The organism is Pantoea sp. NGS-ED-1003, assembly GCF_000738765.1.
GTDB lineage: Bacteria > Pseudomonadota > Gammaproteobacteria > Enterobacterales > Enterobacteriaceae > Pantoea > Pantoea septica.
Genome location: NZ_JPQA01000010.1, coordinates 203,974 through 220,427, shown reverse-complemented (window position 1 = coordinate 220,427; position 16,454 = coordinate 203,974). Strand labels below are relative to the sequence as shown.

Annotated in this window: 16 protein-coding genes; 3 read left to right on the top strand and 13 right to left on the bottom strand. The window is 59.7% G+C overall.

All coding sequences use genetic code 11. The features are described from left to right. Positions 1 to 357: 357 nt before the first annotated feature. From hemG to pepQ, 4 genes are read right to left on the bottom strand one after another with little or no spacing between them, the layout of a single operon-like run. Entirely contained in the window at positions 358 to 894 is a 537-nt protein-coding gene (hemG, locus tag JS46_RS19440; protein ID WP_033754679.1) for a menaquinone-dependent protoporphyrinogen IX dehydrogenase, read from the bottom strand. Between the two features lie 18 nt (positions 895 to 912). Continuing rightward, the gene (gene trkH, locus JS46_RS19435; RefSeq protein ID WP_033754677.1) at positions 913 to 2,364 is read right to left on the bottom strand and encodes a Trk system potassium transporter TrkH; all 1,452 of its coding nucleotides are present in this window, start codon (positions 2,362 to 2,364) and stop codon (positions 913 to 915) included. A gap of 25 nt (positions 2,365 to 2,389) precedes the next feature. Next, the gene (locus tag JS46_RS19430) at positions 2,390 to 3,007 is read right to left on the bottom strand and encodes an IMPACT family protein (protein WP_033754674.1); all 618 of its coding nucleotides are present in this window, start codon (positions 3,005 to 3,007) and stop codon (positions 2,390 to 2,392) included. After that, entirely contained in the window at positions 3,007 to 4,338 is a 1,332-nt protein-coding gene (gene pepQ / locus JS46_RS19425; RefSeq protein ID WP_033754671.1) for a Xaa-Pro dipeptidase, read from the bottom strand. The genes JS46_RS19430 and pepQ overlap by 1 nt, the downstream gene beginning before the upstream one ends. A 184-nt stretch (positions 4,339 to 4,522) precedes the next feature. Here pepQ and fadB point away from each other — a divergent pair, with 184 nt between their 5' ends. Continuing rightward, the gene (gene fadB / locus JS46_RS19420) at positions 4,523 to 6,706 is read left to right on the top strand and encodes a fatty acid oxidation complex subunit alpha FadB (protein ID WP_033754669.1); all 2,184 of its coding nucleotides are present in this window, start codon (positions 4,523 to 4,525) and stop codon (positions 6,704 to 6,706) included. 9 nt (positions 6,707 to 6,715) lie between these two features. Beyond that, a complete protein-coding gene (fadA, locus tag JS46_RS19415) occupies positions 6,716 to 7,879 on the top strand; it encodes an acetyl-CoA C-acyltransferase FadA (protein WP_033754667.1) in 1,164 nt (387 codons plus the stop codon). Between the two features lie 64 nt (positions 7,880 to 7,943). On the opposite strand, the gene fre is transcribed toward fadA, so the two are convergent. From fre to pepE, 3 genes are all read right to left on the bottom strand, one after another. Further along, on the bottom strand, positions 7,944 to 8,645 hold the full coding sequence (fre, locus tag JS46_RS19410; RefSeq protein ID WP_033754665.1) for an NAD(P)H-flavin reductase: 702 nt from the start codon (positions 8,643 to 8,645) through the stop codon (positions 7,944 to 7,946). A 41-nt stretch (positions 8,646 to 8,686) separates the two neighbouring features. Then, positions 8,687 to 10,171, bottom strand: coding sequence for a 4-hydroxy-3-polyprenylbenzoate decarboxylase (gene ubiD / locus JS46_RS19405; RefSeq protein ID WP_033754664.1), 1,485 nt, complete (start codon positions 10,169 to 10,171; stop codon positions 8,687 to 8,689). A 79-nt stretch (positions 10,172 to 10,250) separates the two neighbouring features. Continuing rightward, positions 10,251 to 10,976: a dipeptidase PepE gene (pepE, locus tag JS46_RS19400; RefSeq protein ID WP_033754662.1), complete on the bottom strand. Its 726-nt coding sequence runs from the start codon at positions 10,974 to 10,976 to the stop codon at positions 10,251 to 10,253. A 197-nt stretch (positions 10,977 to 11,173) separates the two neighbouring features. On the opposite strand from pepE, the gene rfaH reads away from it, so the two are divergent. Further along, positions 11,174 to 11,662, top strand: a complete 489-nt coding sequence (rfaH, locus tag JS46_RS19395; RefSeq protein WP_033754660.1) for a transcription/translation regulatory transformer protein RfaH — start codon at positions 11,174 to 11,176, stop codon at positions 11,660 to 11,662. Here the strand turns inward: rfaH and tatD are convergent. From tatD to JS46_RS19365, 6 genes are all read right to left on the bottom strand, one after another. Beyond that, positions 11,659 to 12,441: a 3'-5' ssDNA/RNA exonuclease TatD gene (gene tatD / locus JS46_RS19390; protein WP_033754657.1), complete on the bottom strand. Its 783-nt coding sequence runs from the start codon at positions 12,439 to 12,441 to the stop codon at positions 11,659 to 11,661. The two genes, rfaH and tatD, sit on opposite strands and share 4 nt — an antisense overlap. Before the next feature lie 95 nt (positions 12,442 to 12,536). Further along, a complete protein-coding gene (gene tatC, locus JS46_RS19385; RefSeq protein ID WP_033754655.1) occupies positions 12,537 to 13,295 on the bottom strand; it encodes a Sec-independent protein translocase subunit TatC in 759 nt (252 codons plus the stop codon). Between the two features lie 2 nt (positions 13,296 to 13,297). After that, entirely contained in the window at positions 13,298 to 13,840 is a 543-nt protein-coding gene (tatB, locus tag JS46_RS19380; protein WP_033754652.1) for a Sec-independent protein translocase protein TatB, read from the bottom strand. 3 nt (positions 13,841 to 13,843) lie between these two features. Then, positions 13,844 to 14,098 carry a Sec-independent protein translocase subunit TatA gene (tatA, locus tag JS46_RS19375; protein WP_033754649.1) on the bottom strand — a complete coding sequence of 85 codons (255 nt, stop codon included), beginning with the start codon at positions 14,096 to 14,098 and terminating at the stop codon, positions 13,844 to 13,846. Positions 14,099 to 14,210: 112 nt separating this feature from the next. After that, positions 14,211 to 15,848, bottom strand: a complete 1,638-nt coding sequence (ubiB, locus tag JS46_RS19370; protein WP_033754646.1) for a ubiquinone biosynthesis regulatory protein kinase UbiB — start codon at positions 15,846 to 15,848, stop codon at positions 14,211 to 14,213. Next, positions 15,845 to 16,450 carry an SCP2 domain-containing protein gene (locus JS46_RS19365; RefSeq protein WP_033754644.1) on the bottom strand — a complete coding sequence of 202 codons (606 nt, stop codon included), beginning with the start codon at positions 16,448 to 16,450 and terminating at the stop codon, positions 15,845 to 15,847. Before JS46_RS19365 ends, ubiB begins: the two co-directional genes overlap by 4 nt. Positions 16,451 to 16,454 lie beyond the last annotated feature (4 nt).

Genomic DNA, 16,454 nt, shown 5'->3' with positions numbered 1-16,454 from the left:
TAATGAATGTCATTATGTGTCCACTCGTGAGGCTTGATATTTTTTAAGCCCGAAGGCTTTGATATCTGCTCCCGAGTGCCCACACAGATTGTCTGATAAATTGTTAAAGAGCGGTGCAGTCAGCGGCGGAGCCTGCTGCTGCGAGGTGGCGTATATTACGCTACTCTCCTTCGGAGTCAACCCCTTTTTTCAGGGATTTTATCCGGCGACTCAGCGAACCGAATCTCCTGAACACCGCATTCCGTAAGCCGTTGTGCCGTGTCAGTGGAGGCGCATTATAGGGAGTTCTTCCGGGCTGACAAGTGCTAATTTAAAAAAAATTCTCGTTCGCATTAATTTTCAGCAGATCGCTGTTAATCACGCCGATTTGGCGGGCAATTGAGCGAATTCCTGCGCAAAGCGCCCCACTTGATGCCAGTCGGTATACTCCACCTCTTTCGTCTTATCCGTTTCCCCACCGGTCATGCGCATAATCAGCTGAATCATCACCCGGTCGAACCAGCGGTAGCGCGGATAGCGCAGCGCGCCGGCGAACACCGCGCAGCAGTCAGGCTGCCACGGCGACTGTTGTAAAAACTTGCGCGTATAGGCATTGGTCTGCGGCGAGCGCTTCTCCGGCTTGCGCGCGGTCAGGTTCACGCAAAAGAAGCCGCTTACGCGCATCTGCAATTCGCGCAGATGCGTCTTAACGAATTTCGCCACCGCCGGATGGAAATTGCCGTAGCGGATTGAGGCGCCGATCAGCACGCGATCGTATTGCGCCCAGTCAATCGAATCGGCATGTAAAATATTGAGGACGTCGCACGCCTGCCGCGCTTTCATCTCATTGGCAATATAAGAGGCGATTTCGCGCGCTTGCCCGTCGCGGCTGGAAAAGAGAATTAACGCTTTCATCGTGACTTCCTGTTTTGCTTATTCACGCCAGAAGGTCGGCGTAAAGAGGACTAATAAGGTAAAGACTTCAAGACGCCCGAACAGCATGGTCGAGATCAGGATCCATTTCGCCACGTCATTCATCGACGTAAAGTTATCCGCTACTACGCCCAGGCCAGGCCCCAGGTTGTTCAACGTTGCCGCAACCGCCGCAAAGGCAGAGAAGTCATCGACGCCGGTAGCGATAATCGCCAGCATGCTGACCAGAAACACCAGCGCATAGGCCGAGAAGAATCCCCACACCGCTTCCAGAATACGTTCCGGCAGCGCGCGGTTGCCGAGCTTAATGGTATAGACCGCATTCGGGTGCACCAGACGCTTCAGCTCACGCGAGCCCTGCTTGCAGAGCAGCAGAATGCGAATCACTTTCAGGCCGCCGCCGGTCGAGCCCGCCATGCCGCCGATAAAAGCGGAGCAGAGCAGCAGCACAGGCAGGAACAGCGGCCAGCGCGCAATGCTGTCGGTGGTGAATCCCGCCGTAGTCGCCATCGAAACCACCTGGAAGAAAGCCTGATTAAGCGTTTGCCAGCCGCTGGCGTAAACGTTATGAAACCAGAGCACCAGCGTGCAGATGACCACCAGCGTCAGCTGCACGCCGATAAAGGTGCGAAATTCTGGGTCGCGCCAGTAGACGCGCAAGTTGCGATTGCTGAGTAGCGAAAAGTGCAGGCCGTAGTTACAGCCGGAGATCAGCAGAAAGACAGCGATAATGGTATTGATGGTGCCGCTGTTGAAATAGCCGATGCTGGCGTCGTGCGTTGAAAATCCGCCGATGGCGATAGTAGAGAAACTGTGCCCTATCGCATCGAACAGCGGCATGCCCGCCAGCCAGAGCGCCACCGCGCAGGCGACCGTCAGCAGCACATAGATCAGCCACAGCGTTTTGGCGGTTTCCGCAATTCGCGGGCGCATCTTATTGTCTTTTAGCGGCCCCGGCATTTCCGCGCGGTAGAGCTGCATGCCGCCGACGCCCAGAATAGGAAGGATCGCCACCGCCAGCACGATGATCCCCATCCCGCCCAGCCATTGCAGCATCTGCCGGTAAAAGAGAATGGCTTTCGGCATGCTGTCGAGTCCCACCAGCGTGGTCGCGCCGGTGGTAGTCAGGCCGGAAAAGGATTCGAAGAACGCGTCGGTCACGGAGAGATGTGGCTGCTCGGCGAAGATAAAAGGCATCGCCCCCACGCTGCCGAGCACCGTCCAGAACAGCACTACGATCAGGAAGCCTTCGCGCGGCTTCAGCTCGGTACGCTGTTTGCGGTTCGGCCACCACAGCAGCGAGCCGATCGCCAGCGCCATCAAAAAGGTCTGGCTAAACGCGCGCCCGGCGCCGTCGCGATAAATCAAAGCCACCAGTCCCGGCACAATCATGGTGACGGAAAAGAGGATTACCAGCAGACCGACAATGCGAGTAATGGCGCGAAAATGCATTCAGCCGTTCCTTAGAAAAGAGTTGTCAGGGTGTTAACGGATCGAGGCTCAGCGCGCCCCGGCTAAAGTCAGAAAGCGTTTGTTTGAACGCCTCGATGTGCGCATAGGGCAGCGCCAGCGTCAGCGCGATGTGGTCAAGGTAAACAATCTCATCGATGCGGCCGTCGAACCTGCCCAGCAGACGTTCGATATCGCCGAGTTGAGCATAGTCGCACTTTAGCGCATAGCGCTTCATCGGCACTTTGCGCGTGCGCGCCAGCTGCCTGAGTCCTTGCTGTACGCCGCCGCCGTAGGCTTTTACCAGCCCGCCGGTGCCGAGCATGATGCCGCCATAGTAACGCACCACCACCGCGGTGATCTCGCCGATATCCGCGCCCATCAGCTGCGCCAGCATCGGTTTTCCCGCCGTGCCGGAGGGTTCGCCGTCATCGGAGAAGCCCAGCTGCTGCGAATCGTGCGGCGCGCCCGCGACCCAGGCCCAGCAGTGGTGGCGCGCGTCAGGATGCTCGCTTTTCACCTGCTGAACAAAGGCACGCGCCGCCTCTACGCCGTCGGTATGAGCCAGCAGCGTAATAAAGCGGCTTTTCTTAATGGTCTCCTCGCTGATGCTGACGGCATCAGCGGGAATATCGTAAGCGTCCATCAGGCAAGGTGCAGATCGCGCGTCATGTTCTCAATGCGGTTGGCATGCACCACCACGTTGTCTTCAATGCGGATGCCGCCGTAAGGTTTCAGCGCGTCAATCGCCTGCCAGTTAAGATACTGGCTGAACGGACCTTCACGCAGCGGCGCCAGCAGCGACTCGATGATATAGAAGCCTGGCTCGATGGTCAGCACCATACCCGGTTCCAGCACGCGCGTGCAGCGCAGATAAGGATACTGCGCCGGCGCCGCGAGATGGGTGCCCGCTTCATCCTGCATAAAGCCCGCGACGTCATGAACCTGCAACCCGAGCGGGTGGCCCAGTCCGTGCGGCATAAAGGGCCCGGTGATGTTCTCCGCCACCAGCGCCTCTTCGCTTATGCCTTGCGCCAGGTCGAACTTCAGCAGCAGCTTCGCGATGCGCTGATGCATCTGCAGATGGTAGTCGGTGTAGCGCACGCCCGCTTTCAGCGTGCCGATCAGCGCCAGCTCTTCGCTGTTCATCGCCGCAACCAGGCTGGCGTAAAGCGAATCCTTCTGCGCTGCGTAGCTGCGCGTTAAATCGGCGGCGTAGCCAAGGTATTCCGCTCCCGCGTCGATCAGGAAGCTGTGACGCTTCGCCGGCGGCTGGTGATCAAGCCGGGTGTAATGCAGCACGGCGGCATGTTCGTTAAGGGCGACGATATTGCCGTAGGGCACGTCGATATCGCGATGGCCGGTCGCCGTCAGGTAAGCCTGATTGATATCGAACTCGCTGAGGCCAGAGAAAAAGGCCTCTTTCGCGGCGCGGTGTCCGGCGACGGCGAGCTTTTGCGCCTCGCGCATGCAGGCCAGCTCGTAATCGGTTTTAATGCTGCGGTGGTAGTGAAGAAAATCGATCACCGCTTTCGGGTTAGTGTTGTCGGCGCTGATGCCGAGCTGCGCGGCGCGCTGCACCACCGGCCCGATATAGGCGACATTCTCGCGCTGCTCGGGCAACAGTTGCCCAATCTCGTCGGCGCTTTTCAGCCCGACCACGTCGACGGCTTCGGTCCAGAAGCTGTTCGGCAGCGGCTCAACGTTATGCCAGTAATCAACCGGCGAGTAGAACCAGAGTTTCGGCTTATTGACGCCGTCGATCCAGAGCCAGCAGTTCGGCACCTGCGTGACCGGCACCCAGGCTTTGAACTGAGGATTCACCTTAAAGGGATAGTCATGATCGTCGAGAAAAACCGTTAGCAGTTCGCCGGAATGAATCAACATCGCATCCAGTTTATTGCGCGCCAGCACCTGCTGCGCCCGCTGTTGCAGCGTGGCGATATGCGTCTGATACAGCGTTTTCAGTGAATCCATTGCTCGCTCTCCCGTGTCGCGAAAATCGCCGCAGTGTAGCACAGCCGCCGCCTGAACGCCGCGTTCCCGACGCTGTGATCCTGTTAGCAAATAACCAAACTTTGGTTTGCAAAAAATTAACACGAATCCCACACTCCTGATCATCTGGTATGACCAGATCCCCTTTCGCGATCAGGAGACGCACATGCTCTACCAAGGCGATACCCTTTCCCTGCGCTGGCTCGAAGACGGCGTCGCTGAGCTGCAGTTCGACGCCCCCGGCTCAGTCAATAAGCTCGACACCCGCACCGTCGCCAGCCTTGGCGAAGCGATTGGCGTGCTGGAGCAGCAAACCTCGCTGCGCGGCGTACTGCTAAGCTCGGCTAAGCCCGCCTTTATCGTCGGCGCCGATATTACCGAATTTCTCTCGCTGTTCGACGCGCCGACGGAAAAGCTCAGCCAGTGGCTCGCTTTCGCCAACAGCATCTTTAACCGGCTGGAAGATCTGCCGGTGCCGACCATCGCCGCGATAGACGGCTACGCGCTGGGCGGCGGGTGCGAATGCATTCTGGCGACCGATCTGCGCGTCGCTACGCCTGGCGCGCGCATCGGTCTGCCGGAAACGCGGCTGGGTATTATGCCGGGCTTCGGCGGTAGCGTACGCCTGCCGCGCCTGCTGGGCGCCGACGCCGCGCTGGAGATTATCGCCGCCGGAAAAGATGTCGACGGCGCCAGCGCGCTTAAGCTCGGGCTGGTCGATGCGGTGGTCAGCAGCGATAAGCTGCGCGCCGCCGCGCTCGCCATGCTGAAGGAGGCTATCACACAGGGCGACTGGCAGGCGCGCCGCGCGCCGAAGCTGGCGCCGCTGCGCCTCAGCCCGATTGAAGCCGCCATGAGCTTTACCGTGGCTAAAAACGTCGTGCTGCAAACCGCAGGCAAACACTATCCCGCACCGCTCGCTGCGGTCAAAACCATTGAGGCCGCCGCCGCGCTGGGGCGCGACGATGCGCTGAAGCTGGAAACCGCCGCCTTCGTGCCGCTGGCGCAGAGCGATGAAGCGCGGGCGCTGGTCGGTATTTTCCTTAACGATCAGTATGTCAAAGGGCTGGCGAAAAAGTACGCCAGCGCCAGCAGCGCGCCGGAACAGGCGGCAGTGCTGGGCGCGGGCATTATGGGCGGCGGCATCAGCTATCAGTCGGCGTGGAAAGGCGTGCCGGTGAAGATGAAGGATATTCAGCCGCAGGCGCTGACGCTGGGCATGAACGAGGCGAGCAAGCTGCTGAATAAACAGCTGGAGCGCGGCAAGATCGACGGCGGCAAGCTGGCCAGCACCATCGCTATGATCCAGCCTACGCTCGACTATGCCGGTTTCGAGCGCGCCGATATCGTGGTCGAAGCGGTGGTCGAAAATCCGCAGGTTAAAGCGAAAGTGTTGGCGGAAACCGAACAGCATCTGCGCGCGGATGCGGTACTCGCCTCCAATACCTCGACCATCCCCATCAGCCAGCTGGCTCAGGCGCTGCAGCGTCCGGAAAATTTCTGCGGCATGCACTTCTTCAACCCGGTGCCGCGTATGCCGCTGGTAGAGGTGGTGCGCGGCGAGAAGAGCAGCGACGCCACCATCGGCAAAGTGGTGGCCTGGGCGAGCAAAATGGGCAAGACGCCGATCGTCGTCAATGACTGTCCCGGCTTCTTCGTCAACCGCGTGCTCTTTCCCTACTTCGCCGCCTTCGGTCTGCTGCTGCGCGACGGCGCGGACTTCCGCCAGATCGATAAAGTGATGGAGAAGCAGTTCGGCTGGCCGATGGGCCCGGCGTGGCTGCTGGACGTAGTCGGCATCGATACCGCGCATCACGCGCAGCGCGTCATGGCGGAAGGATTTCCGACGCGCATGCAGAAAGATTACCGCGACGCTATCGACGTCCTGTTCGATGCGGGACGCTATGGCCAGAAGAACGGCAAAGGCTTTTACCGCTGGGAGACGGATCGCAAAGGCAAAGCGAAAAAAGCGGTCGAGCCCGAGGTGGATGCGCTGCTTAACCCTGTTTGCGCCGCTACGCGCGTCTTCAGCGATGAAGAGATCCTCAATCGCATGATGATCCCGATGCTGAACGAAGTCGTGCGCTGCCTGGAGGAGAAGATCGTCGCCTCACCGGCCGAAGCCGATATGGCGCTGGTCTACGGCCTCGGCTTTCCGCCGTTCCGCGGCGGCGCGCTGCGCTATCTCGACACGCTCGGCAACGGCAACGTGGTGGATCAGGCCAGACGCTACGGCGATCTTGGCGCGCTCTACCAGCTGCCTGACCTGCTGCTGCAGAAGGCGCATCAGCGCGAAAGCTGGTATCCGGCGGTTCAACCTATCGACGAAGCGGCGCTGCAAAGCGCCTGAGGACAGAAGATGGAAAATGTGGTGATTATTGACGCGGTCCGCACGCCGATGGGCCGTTCCAAAGGCGGCGCCTTTCGTCAGGTGCGCGCGGAAGATCTCTCTGCGCATCTGATGCGCGAGCTGTTAAGCCGCCATCCGGCGCTAAATCCCGCCACGCTGGACGACATCGTGTGGGGCTGCGTGCAGCAGACGCTGGAGCAGGGCTTTAATATCGCGCGCAACGCCGCGCTGCTGGCGGAAATTCCCCATCGCGTGCCGGCGACCACCGTCAATCGCCTGTGCGGATCGTCGATGCAGGCGCTGCACGATGCGGCGCGCGCCATTATGGTCGGCGACGCGCACGCCTGCCTGGTCGGCGGCGTCGAACATATGGGTCACGTGCCGATGAGCCACGGCGTCGATTTTCATCCCGGACTGGGCCGCACGGTCGCAAAAGCGGCGGGCATGATGGGTCTGACCGCCGAAATGCTGGCGCATATGCACCATATCGGCCGCGAACAGCAGGACGCCTTTGCGCTGCGCTCTCATCAGCGCGCCTGGGCCGCGACGCAGCGCGGCGACTTTCGCCGGGAGATCGTGCCGACCTACGGACACGACGCCGACGGCGTGCTGAAGCGCTACGATTTTGACGAGGTGATCCGCGAGGAGACCAGCCTCGAAGGGCTGGCGGCGCTGAAGCCGGCGTTCGATCCGGTGAACGGCACGGTCACGGCGGGCAGCTCTTCGGCGCTCTCCGACGGCGCCGCCGCGCTGCTGGTAATGAGCGAAAGCCGCGCGCGTGAACTGGGGCTGACGCCGCGCGCGCGCGTCAGAAGCATGGCGGCCATCGGCTGCGATCCGTCGATTATGGGCTACGGTCCGGTGCCCGCCAGCAAGCTGGCGCTGAAGCGCGCCGGATTAAGCGTGGAGGATATCGACATATTCGAGCTGAACGAAGCGTTCGCCGCGCAGACCCTGCCCTGCATTAAAGATCTCGGTTTGCTGGATCGGCTGGACGATAAGGTGAACCTGAACGGCGGCGCCATCGCGCTCGGTCACCCGCTTGGCTGCTCCGGCGCGCGCATCAGCGCTACGCTGCTGAACATTATGGAACGACGCGATGCCCAGTTCGGCCTGGCCAGCATGTGCATCGGCTTAGGCCAGGGCATTGCAACCGTATTTGAGCGTCTGTAATACGTTGGATCACGTTGGAAGTCAGTTCCCGCCCATCAGGGGCGGGTTTTTTCTGCCTGACGCCTTAAATAAAGGCGAACGCGTCACCGAACATCTGCGCTTCTTTTGCGCCGCGCTCGGCGCAGAAGCGGTCACGAGCGATCTTCGCCATCTCAAAGCGGCCGGCGATATAGATATCATGCTCCGCCAGCGTAGCGAAATCCTGCATCACCGCCGTCAGCACCGTGCCGGAGCGACCATGCCAGCCCTCTTCCGGCTGTTCGACCACCGGCACCACGCGCAGATTAGGGTGCTTCACCGCCAGCGCATTGAGCTCGTCAAGATCGTAAAGGTGCTGCAGTTCGCGGCCGCCCCAGTAAATAGCGATTTCGCGATCCGGCTGCTGCGCCAGCGCGGTCAGCAGGATAGAGCGCGCATAGGAGAAGCCAGTACCGCCAGCGATCAGGACGATCGGGCGCGTGCTCTCTTCCCGCAGCCAGGCGTCGCCGTGCGGAATATCCACGGTGATCTGCCGGTCGTCGCGGATGCGATCCATTACCGCCATGGCGTAGAGATTGAGATCGGAGGCGCCGATATGCAGCTCGATAATCTCTTTTTCCATTGGTGTTGAGGCGAGCGAGAACGGACGCTTGTCACGCTCGTCCATCACCACCATCAAATACTGCCCGGCGCGAAAGGTAAAATCCGCTTCGGGTATCAGGCGGACGCGATATACGGTATCGGTAATCGCTTCAACTGAAGTTACTTTACAGCTTAAAATCGTCATGCGTTCCCTCTGTCGGGTCGTCATTAGGGTTGTACGCGCCGTCAGCGCTGCGGCGGCTGAGTAAAGATGCCTAAGTCATCCCAGATCGCGTCGATGCGCGCCGTTACGGCGGGATCTTTCACAATCGGTCGTCCCCACTCGCGCTGGGTTTCACCCGGCCATTTATTGGTGGCGTCCAGACCCATCTTGGAACCCAGGCCGGAAACCGGCGAGGCGAAGTCCAGATAGTCGATAGGCGTGTTTTCCACCAGCACCGTGTCGCGTGCCGGATCCATACGGGTGGTAATGGCCCAGATCACATCGTTCCAGTCGCGTGCGTTAACATCGTCGTCACACACAATAACAAATTTGGTGTACATGAACTGCCGCAGGAATGACCAGACGCCGAACATCACGCGCTTTGCGTGTCCTGCGTACTGTTTTTTCATCGTCACCACCGCCAGGCGATAAGAGCAGCCCTCCGGCGGCAGATAGAAATCCACAATCTCCGGGAACTGCTTAATCAGGATCGGCACCAGCACTTCGTTCAGTGCGACGCCCAGCACCGCCGGCTCATCAGGCGGACGGCCGGTATAGGTGGAGTGATAAATGGCGTTCTGCCGCTGCGTAACGTGCGTGACGGTGAAAACCGGGAAGTTATCCACTTCATTGTAGTAGCCCGTATGATCGCCATAGGGCCCTTCCGGCGCCATATCGCCCGGCTCGATGTAACCTTCCAGCACGATCTCCGCGCTGGCGGGTACTTCCAGATCGTTAGAGAGGCACTTCACCACTTCGGTTTTATTGCCGCGCAGCAGACCGGCGAAGGCGTACTCCGACAGCGTATCCGGCACCGGCGTTACCGCGCCGAGAATAGTGGCGGGATCGGCGCCGAGGGCGACGGAAACCGGGAAGCGTTCGCCAGGATGGGTCTGGCACCACTCCTGATAGTCGAGCGCGCCGCCGCGATGGGAGAGCCAGCGCATAATCAGGCGGTTTTTGCCAATCACCTGCTGGCGATAGATGCCCAGATTCTGCCGCTCTTTGTGCGGCCCGCGCGTAACGGTCAGCCCCCAGGTAATCAGCGGCGCGGCGTCGTCAGGCCAGCACTTCATCACCGGAATGCGCGACAGGTCGACCTCATCGCCGCTGAACACCACCTCCTGGCAGGGCGCGTTGCGCAGCCGTTTGGTCGGCATGTTCAGCACCTGTTTGAACTGCGGCATCTTGTCGAACAGATCGCGAAAGCCTTTCGGCGGCTCCGGCTCTTTCAGAAACGCCAGCAGCTTGCCGACTTCGCGCAGCGCGCTAACCTCTTCCTGACCCATGCCCATCGCCACGCGTTTCGGCGTGCCGAACAGGTTGCACAGCACCGGCATGTCGTAGCCTTTGGGATTTTCAAACAGCAGCGCCGGTCCGCCGGCGCGCAGCGTGCGGTCGGCAATTTCCGTCATTTCCAGCTCAGGATCGATAGAGTGGCTAATGCGCTTTAACTCGCCGCGCTGTTCCAGCAGCGTGAGGAAGTCTCGTAAATCGTGATATTTCATGCGGCCTTCGCTTCCAGCCAAAGTGAATCGGCCATTATAGGGCCGATTCTTAAGGCGTGTTGGATTTTATGCAGCAACCTCAGTCGCAGCGAAAGGGAACCAGCGCCTGCAGCGCCGTGGCGTCGCGGCAGGCCTGAATCGGCTGATTATGGCGGAATACTTTAAAATCCTCGCCGCGCACGCTGAAGTAAGAGAGCTGGTTTTCATGCACATGCAGAAAACTGCCTTCGCGCAGCGCAATCACCGACTCTTCGGGATTAACGGCGCAAAACTCCGCCAGGCGTTCGTCGCGGGTTTCGCCCATATGTCCGCTGGCGTGCGCGTCAAGGTAGTGCGGATTGATCTGAACCGGAAACAGGCCCAGCGCAGGCAATACTACGCTGCTGCGCACCGGCATATCGTTGGTGGTGCGAATCGAGGGCGTCGCTACGTTGCAGCCCGCGCTCCATCCGACGTAAGGCACTACCCGTTCGCGTACGGCGCGCTGGATCGCCACAATCAGACCGCTCTCGTGCAGCATCTGATTCAGCAGCCAGGTATTGCCGCCGCTGACCAGAATCAGCTCTGCCTGCTCAATGGCCGCCACCGGCGTCGCGAAATCCTGTACGCAGCGCACGGTAACGCCCAGCGACGCGCTCAGCTCGGCGGCGCGCTGTTGATGGTCACCGCGAATAATGGCGTAAGGCACCAGCACCGCCGAACGGATGCCGCGCTGGGCGATCATCGCATGCAGCTGCGGCTGCGCGTAGCCAAGCAGCGGCGCATCGTCGGCCAGCTTGCCGTTGCTTAATAAAAACAGTTCCATCAGCAGATCCTTTTCGCAAACGTTATGAGTCCCGAGTCTGAACCAGCGCACCGCCGCTCGTCAATTTTCCCGCTTGTGTCGGGCAGTTTGCGGAAACCTCGGCCACTTTGTCCGCTTCGGCATCTTTCCACGCTGCGATGCGCTATAACTCTGGCAGCAGGTTTGCTATTCTTAGCGTCCATTCAATGGGAGCATTTATGGAATCCTGGTACTTACTCTATTGCAAACGTGGACAGCTGTTGCGCGCGAAAGAGCATCTTGAGCGGCAGGAGGTGCATTGCCTCAGCCCGATGATCGCTCTGGAAAAAGTGGTGCGCGGCAAACGGACCACCGTGAGTGAGCCCCTGTTTCCTAACTACCTCTTTATCGAATTCGATCCGGAAGCGATTCATACCACCACCATCAGCAGCACGCGCGGCGTCAGCCACTTCGTGCGCTTCGGCACGCTGCCTGCGACGGTGCCTTCCGCCGTTATCGAAGCGCTGCAAACCGACGTGCCGCAAACGCTGATCGATCCGGAAACGCCGCAGGTCGGCGATGAGGTCATCATCACCGAAGGGACCTTTGAAGGCCTGCGCGCCATTTTCGCCGAACCCGATGGCGAAACGCGCTCTATGCTGCTGCTTAACCTGCTGAATAAACAGGTGATGCGCAGCGTAGACAACAAGCAGTTCCGCAAGCTTTAGGGCAGTCGGAACAGCGCGCGCGCGTTACGATCCACCTGCTCTGCCAGCGCCTCCTGCTCTTCTCCACGCCATTTCGCCACCTGCTGCACGATATGCGGCAAAAAGCAGGGTTCGTTACGTCGCGACGTCGGCCGCGGATGCATATCGCGCGGCAGCAGATAGGGCGCGTCCGTCTCCAGCAGCAGCCGCTCCGCCGGAATTAGCGGCAGCATCTCACGCAGCGCCATACCGCGACGCTCATCGCAGACCCAGCCGGTAATGCCAACCGACAGCCCCATCGCCAGACAGGCTTCCAGCTCGTCGCGCGTGCCGGTAAAGCAGTGCACCACCGTGCCCGGCAGCTTTGGCAGCCACGGCGCCAGCACCGCTGCAAAGCGGTCGTGCGCTTCGCGACAGTGAAGGAAGACCGGCATATTCAGTTCGGCGGCCAGCGCCAGCTGCGCGTCGAAGGCGTATTCCTGCTGCTCGTGCGCGGCAAGGTTGCGGTTGAAATCGAGGCCGCACTCGCCAATCGCCACCACCTGCGGCCGCTCTGCCAGGCGCCGCAGCGTATTGGCCGTCTCATTCGACCATTCGCTGGCGTGATGCGGATGCACGCCCGCCGTCGACCAGCAGAAGTCGGGCTGACGCTCGGCCAGCCGCTGCGCCTGCTGGCTCTCCAGCGCATTGGTCCCGGTGATTAACATGCCGGTGACGCCCGCTTCACGCGCACGCTTTACCACCTTGTCGCGGTCGGCGGCGAACTGCGTGCTGGTCAGGTTTACACCGATATCAAACATAATCTTTCCCATAGCTTATTAAACAAAAACCGCCCAGATGGGCGGTTCGGTAACAGGGTCTACCCGCCAGGCGCGGGAAACGTACTGATAACGGGTCAGGAATCGGTATGCTGTTCCTCTTCCTGCGCCCGCCGTCCCTTCCCGACGTAGTAACGGGAAAAGAATACGCCGACTTCAAACAGGCAGTACATCGGAATAGCGAGCAAAGTTTGCGAGAAAACGTCCGGCGGTGTGAGCAGCATCCCAACAACGAACGCGCCGACCAGAATATAGGGGCGTTTCTTTTTCAGATCTTCCGGTGTAGTGATGCCGGTCCAGCAGAGCAGCACGATCGCCACCGGCACCTCGAACGCCACGCCGAACGCCATAAACAGCGTCATGACGAAGTCGAGATAGTTGGTGATATCGGTTGCGATGGTCACGCCCTGCGGCGCGGTTTTGGCGAAGAAGCCGAAAGCCAGCGGAAAGACGATGAAGTAAGCGAAGGCGACGCCGACGTAAAACAGCAGGGTGCTGGAGAACAGCAGCGGCATTACCAGCCTGCGTTCATGCCGGTAGAGCGCCGGCGCGACGAAAGCCCACACCTGATAGAGGATCACCGGCACCGCGAGAAATACCGACACGATGATGGTGAGCTTAATCGGCGTAAAAAACGGCGAGGCGACGTCGGTGGCGATCATACTGGCGCCGGCCGGCATCTGGCTGATCAGCGGCGAAGCGACCATATGATAGATGTCGTTGGCGAAATAGATCAGCGCCATGAAAATCGCAAACACTGCGACAATGCAGTAAAGCAGACGCTTACGCAGCTCAATCAAGTGGCTGATAAGCGGTTGGGTATCTTCAACGGCCATGGTTATCGTTCATCACTTGCAGAAGAGGTTGTTGCCGGACTGCGCGGCGCGGCCGGCGCAGGATTAACAACCGCCGCTTGCGGGTTCGCATCGGTTTTAGCGGTTTCAACGGCCTCTGCCGCCGCTTCCGGCGCCTGCGCCGGCGCGCTGGCATGCGTGTGGGCCGTTGCTGGCGTCACAGATTCCGCCGCACGCTGCTGCGGCGCATGAATGGTATTGGCTTCGTCCTCGGCTTTTTCGATGTCGATGCTCTGCTGAACCGAACGCTTCATCGAATCGGCGGTCTTGCGCAGCTCTTCCATTGACTCCTTCAGCTCCGGCGACATGGCGCCGCGGCTCGCCTCTTCCACCTTTTTCAGGCTGTCCTGCAGCTCCTGCAGTTTCAGCTCCTGCGCCAGCTCATGCTGCACGTTGGCGGCCAGCGAGCGCATCGCCCGAATCCAGCCCACTACGGTTTTTACCGCAACCGGCAGTCGCTGCGGGCCGAGAACAATCAGCCCGATCACGAACACCAGTACCAGTTCACTAAAACCAATGTCGAACACGGTTTACACCTGCTTGTCGTTTTTGACGTCTTCTTTGTTAGCCGAAGTTTGCTGTTTATCCGCCAGCGTTTTGGCATTGAAATCAGCGTCCTGCTGGTTTGGATGATCCTTTTTCTCATCCTCATCGCTCATGGCTTTTTTAAAGCCCTTGATAGAGGAACCGATATCGGAACCCAGGTTTTTTAACTTATTAGTGCCAAACAGGAGTACAACGATGACGGCAATAATTAATAATTGCCAGATACTGATACCGCCCATGAGATAGTGCCTCTGATGTTGCGAGAGATTGAGAAGAGTAATGTCAGCCAAAAGCCCTGATGACGCCGGGCTTAAGGCTGCGACATTACCGCGATTCAGGCGTGGCTGACAATTAGTTTGTCTTACGCCAGCCGATTAGCCAGGTGACGAAACCCGCCGCCATTAACAGGGCCGGGAAGAAATCCCAGTCCGGGCGGCTCAGCAATACCGCAGTGCCGCTGAGCAGCAGGGTCGCGCCGACGCCGAACAGATAGCGCGCTTTATGATGTTGCGTCCGCTGGGCGTGCATATCCTTAGTCAGCTTATCGACGCTGTGCTGCAAAAGTTTATGATGCCGCATGCTTTCATAAAACAGCTCCGGCAGCTCCGGCAGCTTCTCCGCCCAGAAGGGCGCTTTTTCTTTCACCGCGCGCAGGATAGCCGGCAGACCAATCTGATCTTTGATCCAGTCTTCCAGGAACGGCTTAGCGGTTTTCCACAGATCAAGCTGCGGATAGAGCTGACGGCCGATGCCTTCGACGTAGAGCAGCGTTTTTTGCAGCAGCACCAGCTGCGGCTGCACTTCCATATTGAAGCGGCGCGCGGTGCTGAACAGGTTAAGCAGCACATGGCCGAAAGAGATCTCCGCCAGCGGCTTCTCGAAGATAGGTTCGCACACGGTACGGATAGCGAACTCGAAATCTTCGACGTTGGTATCGGGCGGCACCCAGCCTGAATCGACGTGCAGCTCCGCCACTTTGCGGTAGTCGCGGTTGAAGAAGGCGATAAAGTTTTCCGCCAGATAGCGCTTATCCTCTTTGTTCAGCGAGCCGACGATGCCGCAGTCGATGCCGATATATTGCGGATCTTCCGGATGGTCGTAACTGACGAAGATATTGCCGGGATGCATATCAGCATGGAAGAAGCTGTCGCGGAACACCTGGGTAAAGAAGACCTGCACGCCGCGCTCGGCCAGCAGTTTCATGTTGACGCCGTGCTGCTCTAGCGTGACCACATCGGAGATGGGAATGCCGTAAATGCGCTCCATCACCAGCATGGTTTCGCTGCAGTAGTCCGAATAGACCTCTGGCACATAAAGCATGGGGCTATCTTCGAAGTTACGGCGCAGCTGAATGGCATTGGCCGCTTCGCGCAGCAGGTTTAGCTCGTCGATCAGGGTCTTCTCGTAGTCGCGCACCACTTCCATGGGACGCAGACGACGCCCGTCCGGCAGCAGACGCGGCACCCAGCGCGCCAGGCGATAGATAAGCTTCATATCCGCGCGGATCACCGGCAGAATGTCAGGGCGAATCACCTTGATCACCACCTTCTTGCCGGTGGCCTTCAGGGTGGCGGTATGCACCTGCGCGATCGACGCCGACGCCAGCGGTTTGATATCGAAATCATCGAACCAGGTTTCTACCGGGCCGCCGATCGATTTTTCAATCTGCTCTTTAGCCTTTACGCCGTCGAAGGGCGCAACGCGATCCTGCAGGATGGCGAGCTGGTCGGCGATCACGGGCGGAAAAAGGTCGCGACGCGTAGAGAGCATCTGCCCGAACTTAATCCAGACCGGACCGAGCTGCTCCATCGCCAGGCGCATACGCACGCCGATCTCTTCGTCTTTATGGCGGTTAGGCAGCCAGAAAATCGTGCGGCGCCAGAGGCGCAGCGGAATGGTAAGGCGCATGCGGGGGATCAATTCATCAAGACCGTAAGTCAAAAAGATCCTGATGATGAAATATAAACGGCGAATCTCTCCAAACGTCATTTCGCCTCCAGCTGCGCTAAACGCGCCGTAAGCGCATCAAGCGAACGTTCCATCGCGTCTACCTCCTCAGAAAACCACGCCAGTTCCAGCGCGCCCGGCGCGACGCGCCACTCTTCGGTTAATGCCTGCCCCAGATAATCCTGACGACGCGCGACCTCGCCGCGTAGCAGCCGCAGGGCGCGCTGCGCCGCCTGGCTGACGCCCTGCGCGGCGATATCGCCGATCCAGGGCGCGAGATATTCGGCGGGGTCCAGCTCCGCCAGATCGATCAGCGCGGAAAAGCGCTGTACCACCTGCAGATCGCCTTCAACCTGCAGCTCGCCGCTGCGGATCAGGCTGGTCAATTGCTGGCGATCGCGCAGCTTCGGCAGGGTTTTCAGCTGCGTAATCACGGTGCAGTCGCTGCTGTCCTGCCAGTCGCTCAGCACGTCGAGCTGCTGTTCGCTGAAGACCAGCACCAGCGGATGGGAAAGCTCCTCGAGACGCAGCGTCAGCACCTGTCCCACCAGTCGCTGGCGCGCGGCTTTCAGGCTGCGATCGCGATAGAGCATGCGGTTTAGCGCGGTCTCAAGACCGGCGGTAATCAAGGGCGTCAAGCGCATCACC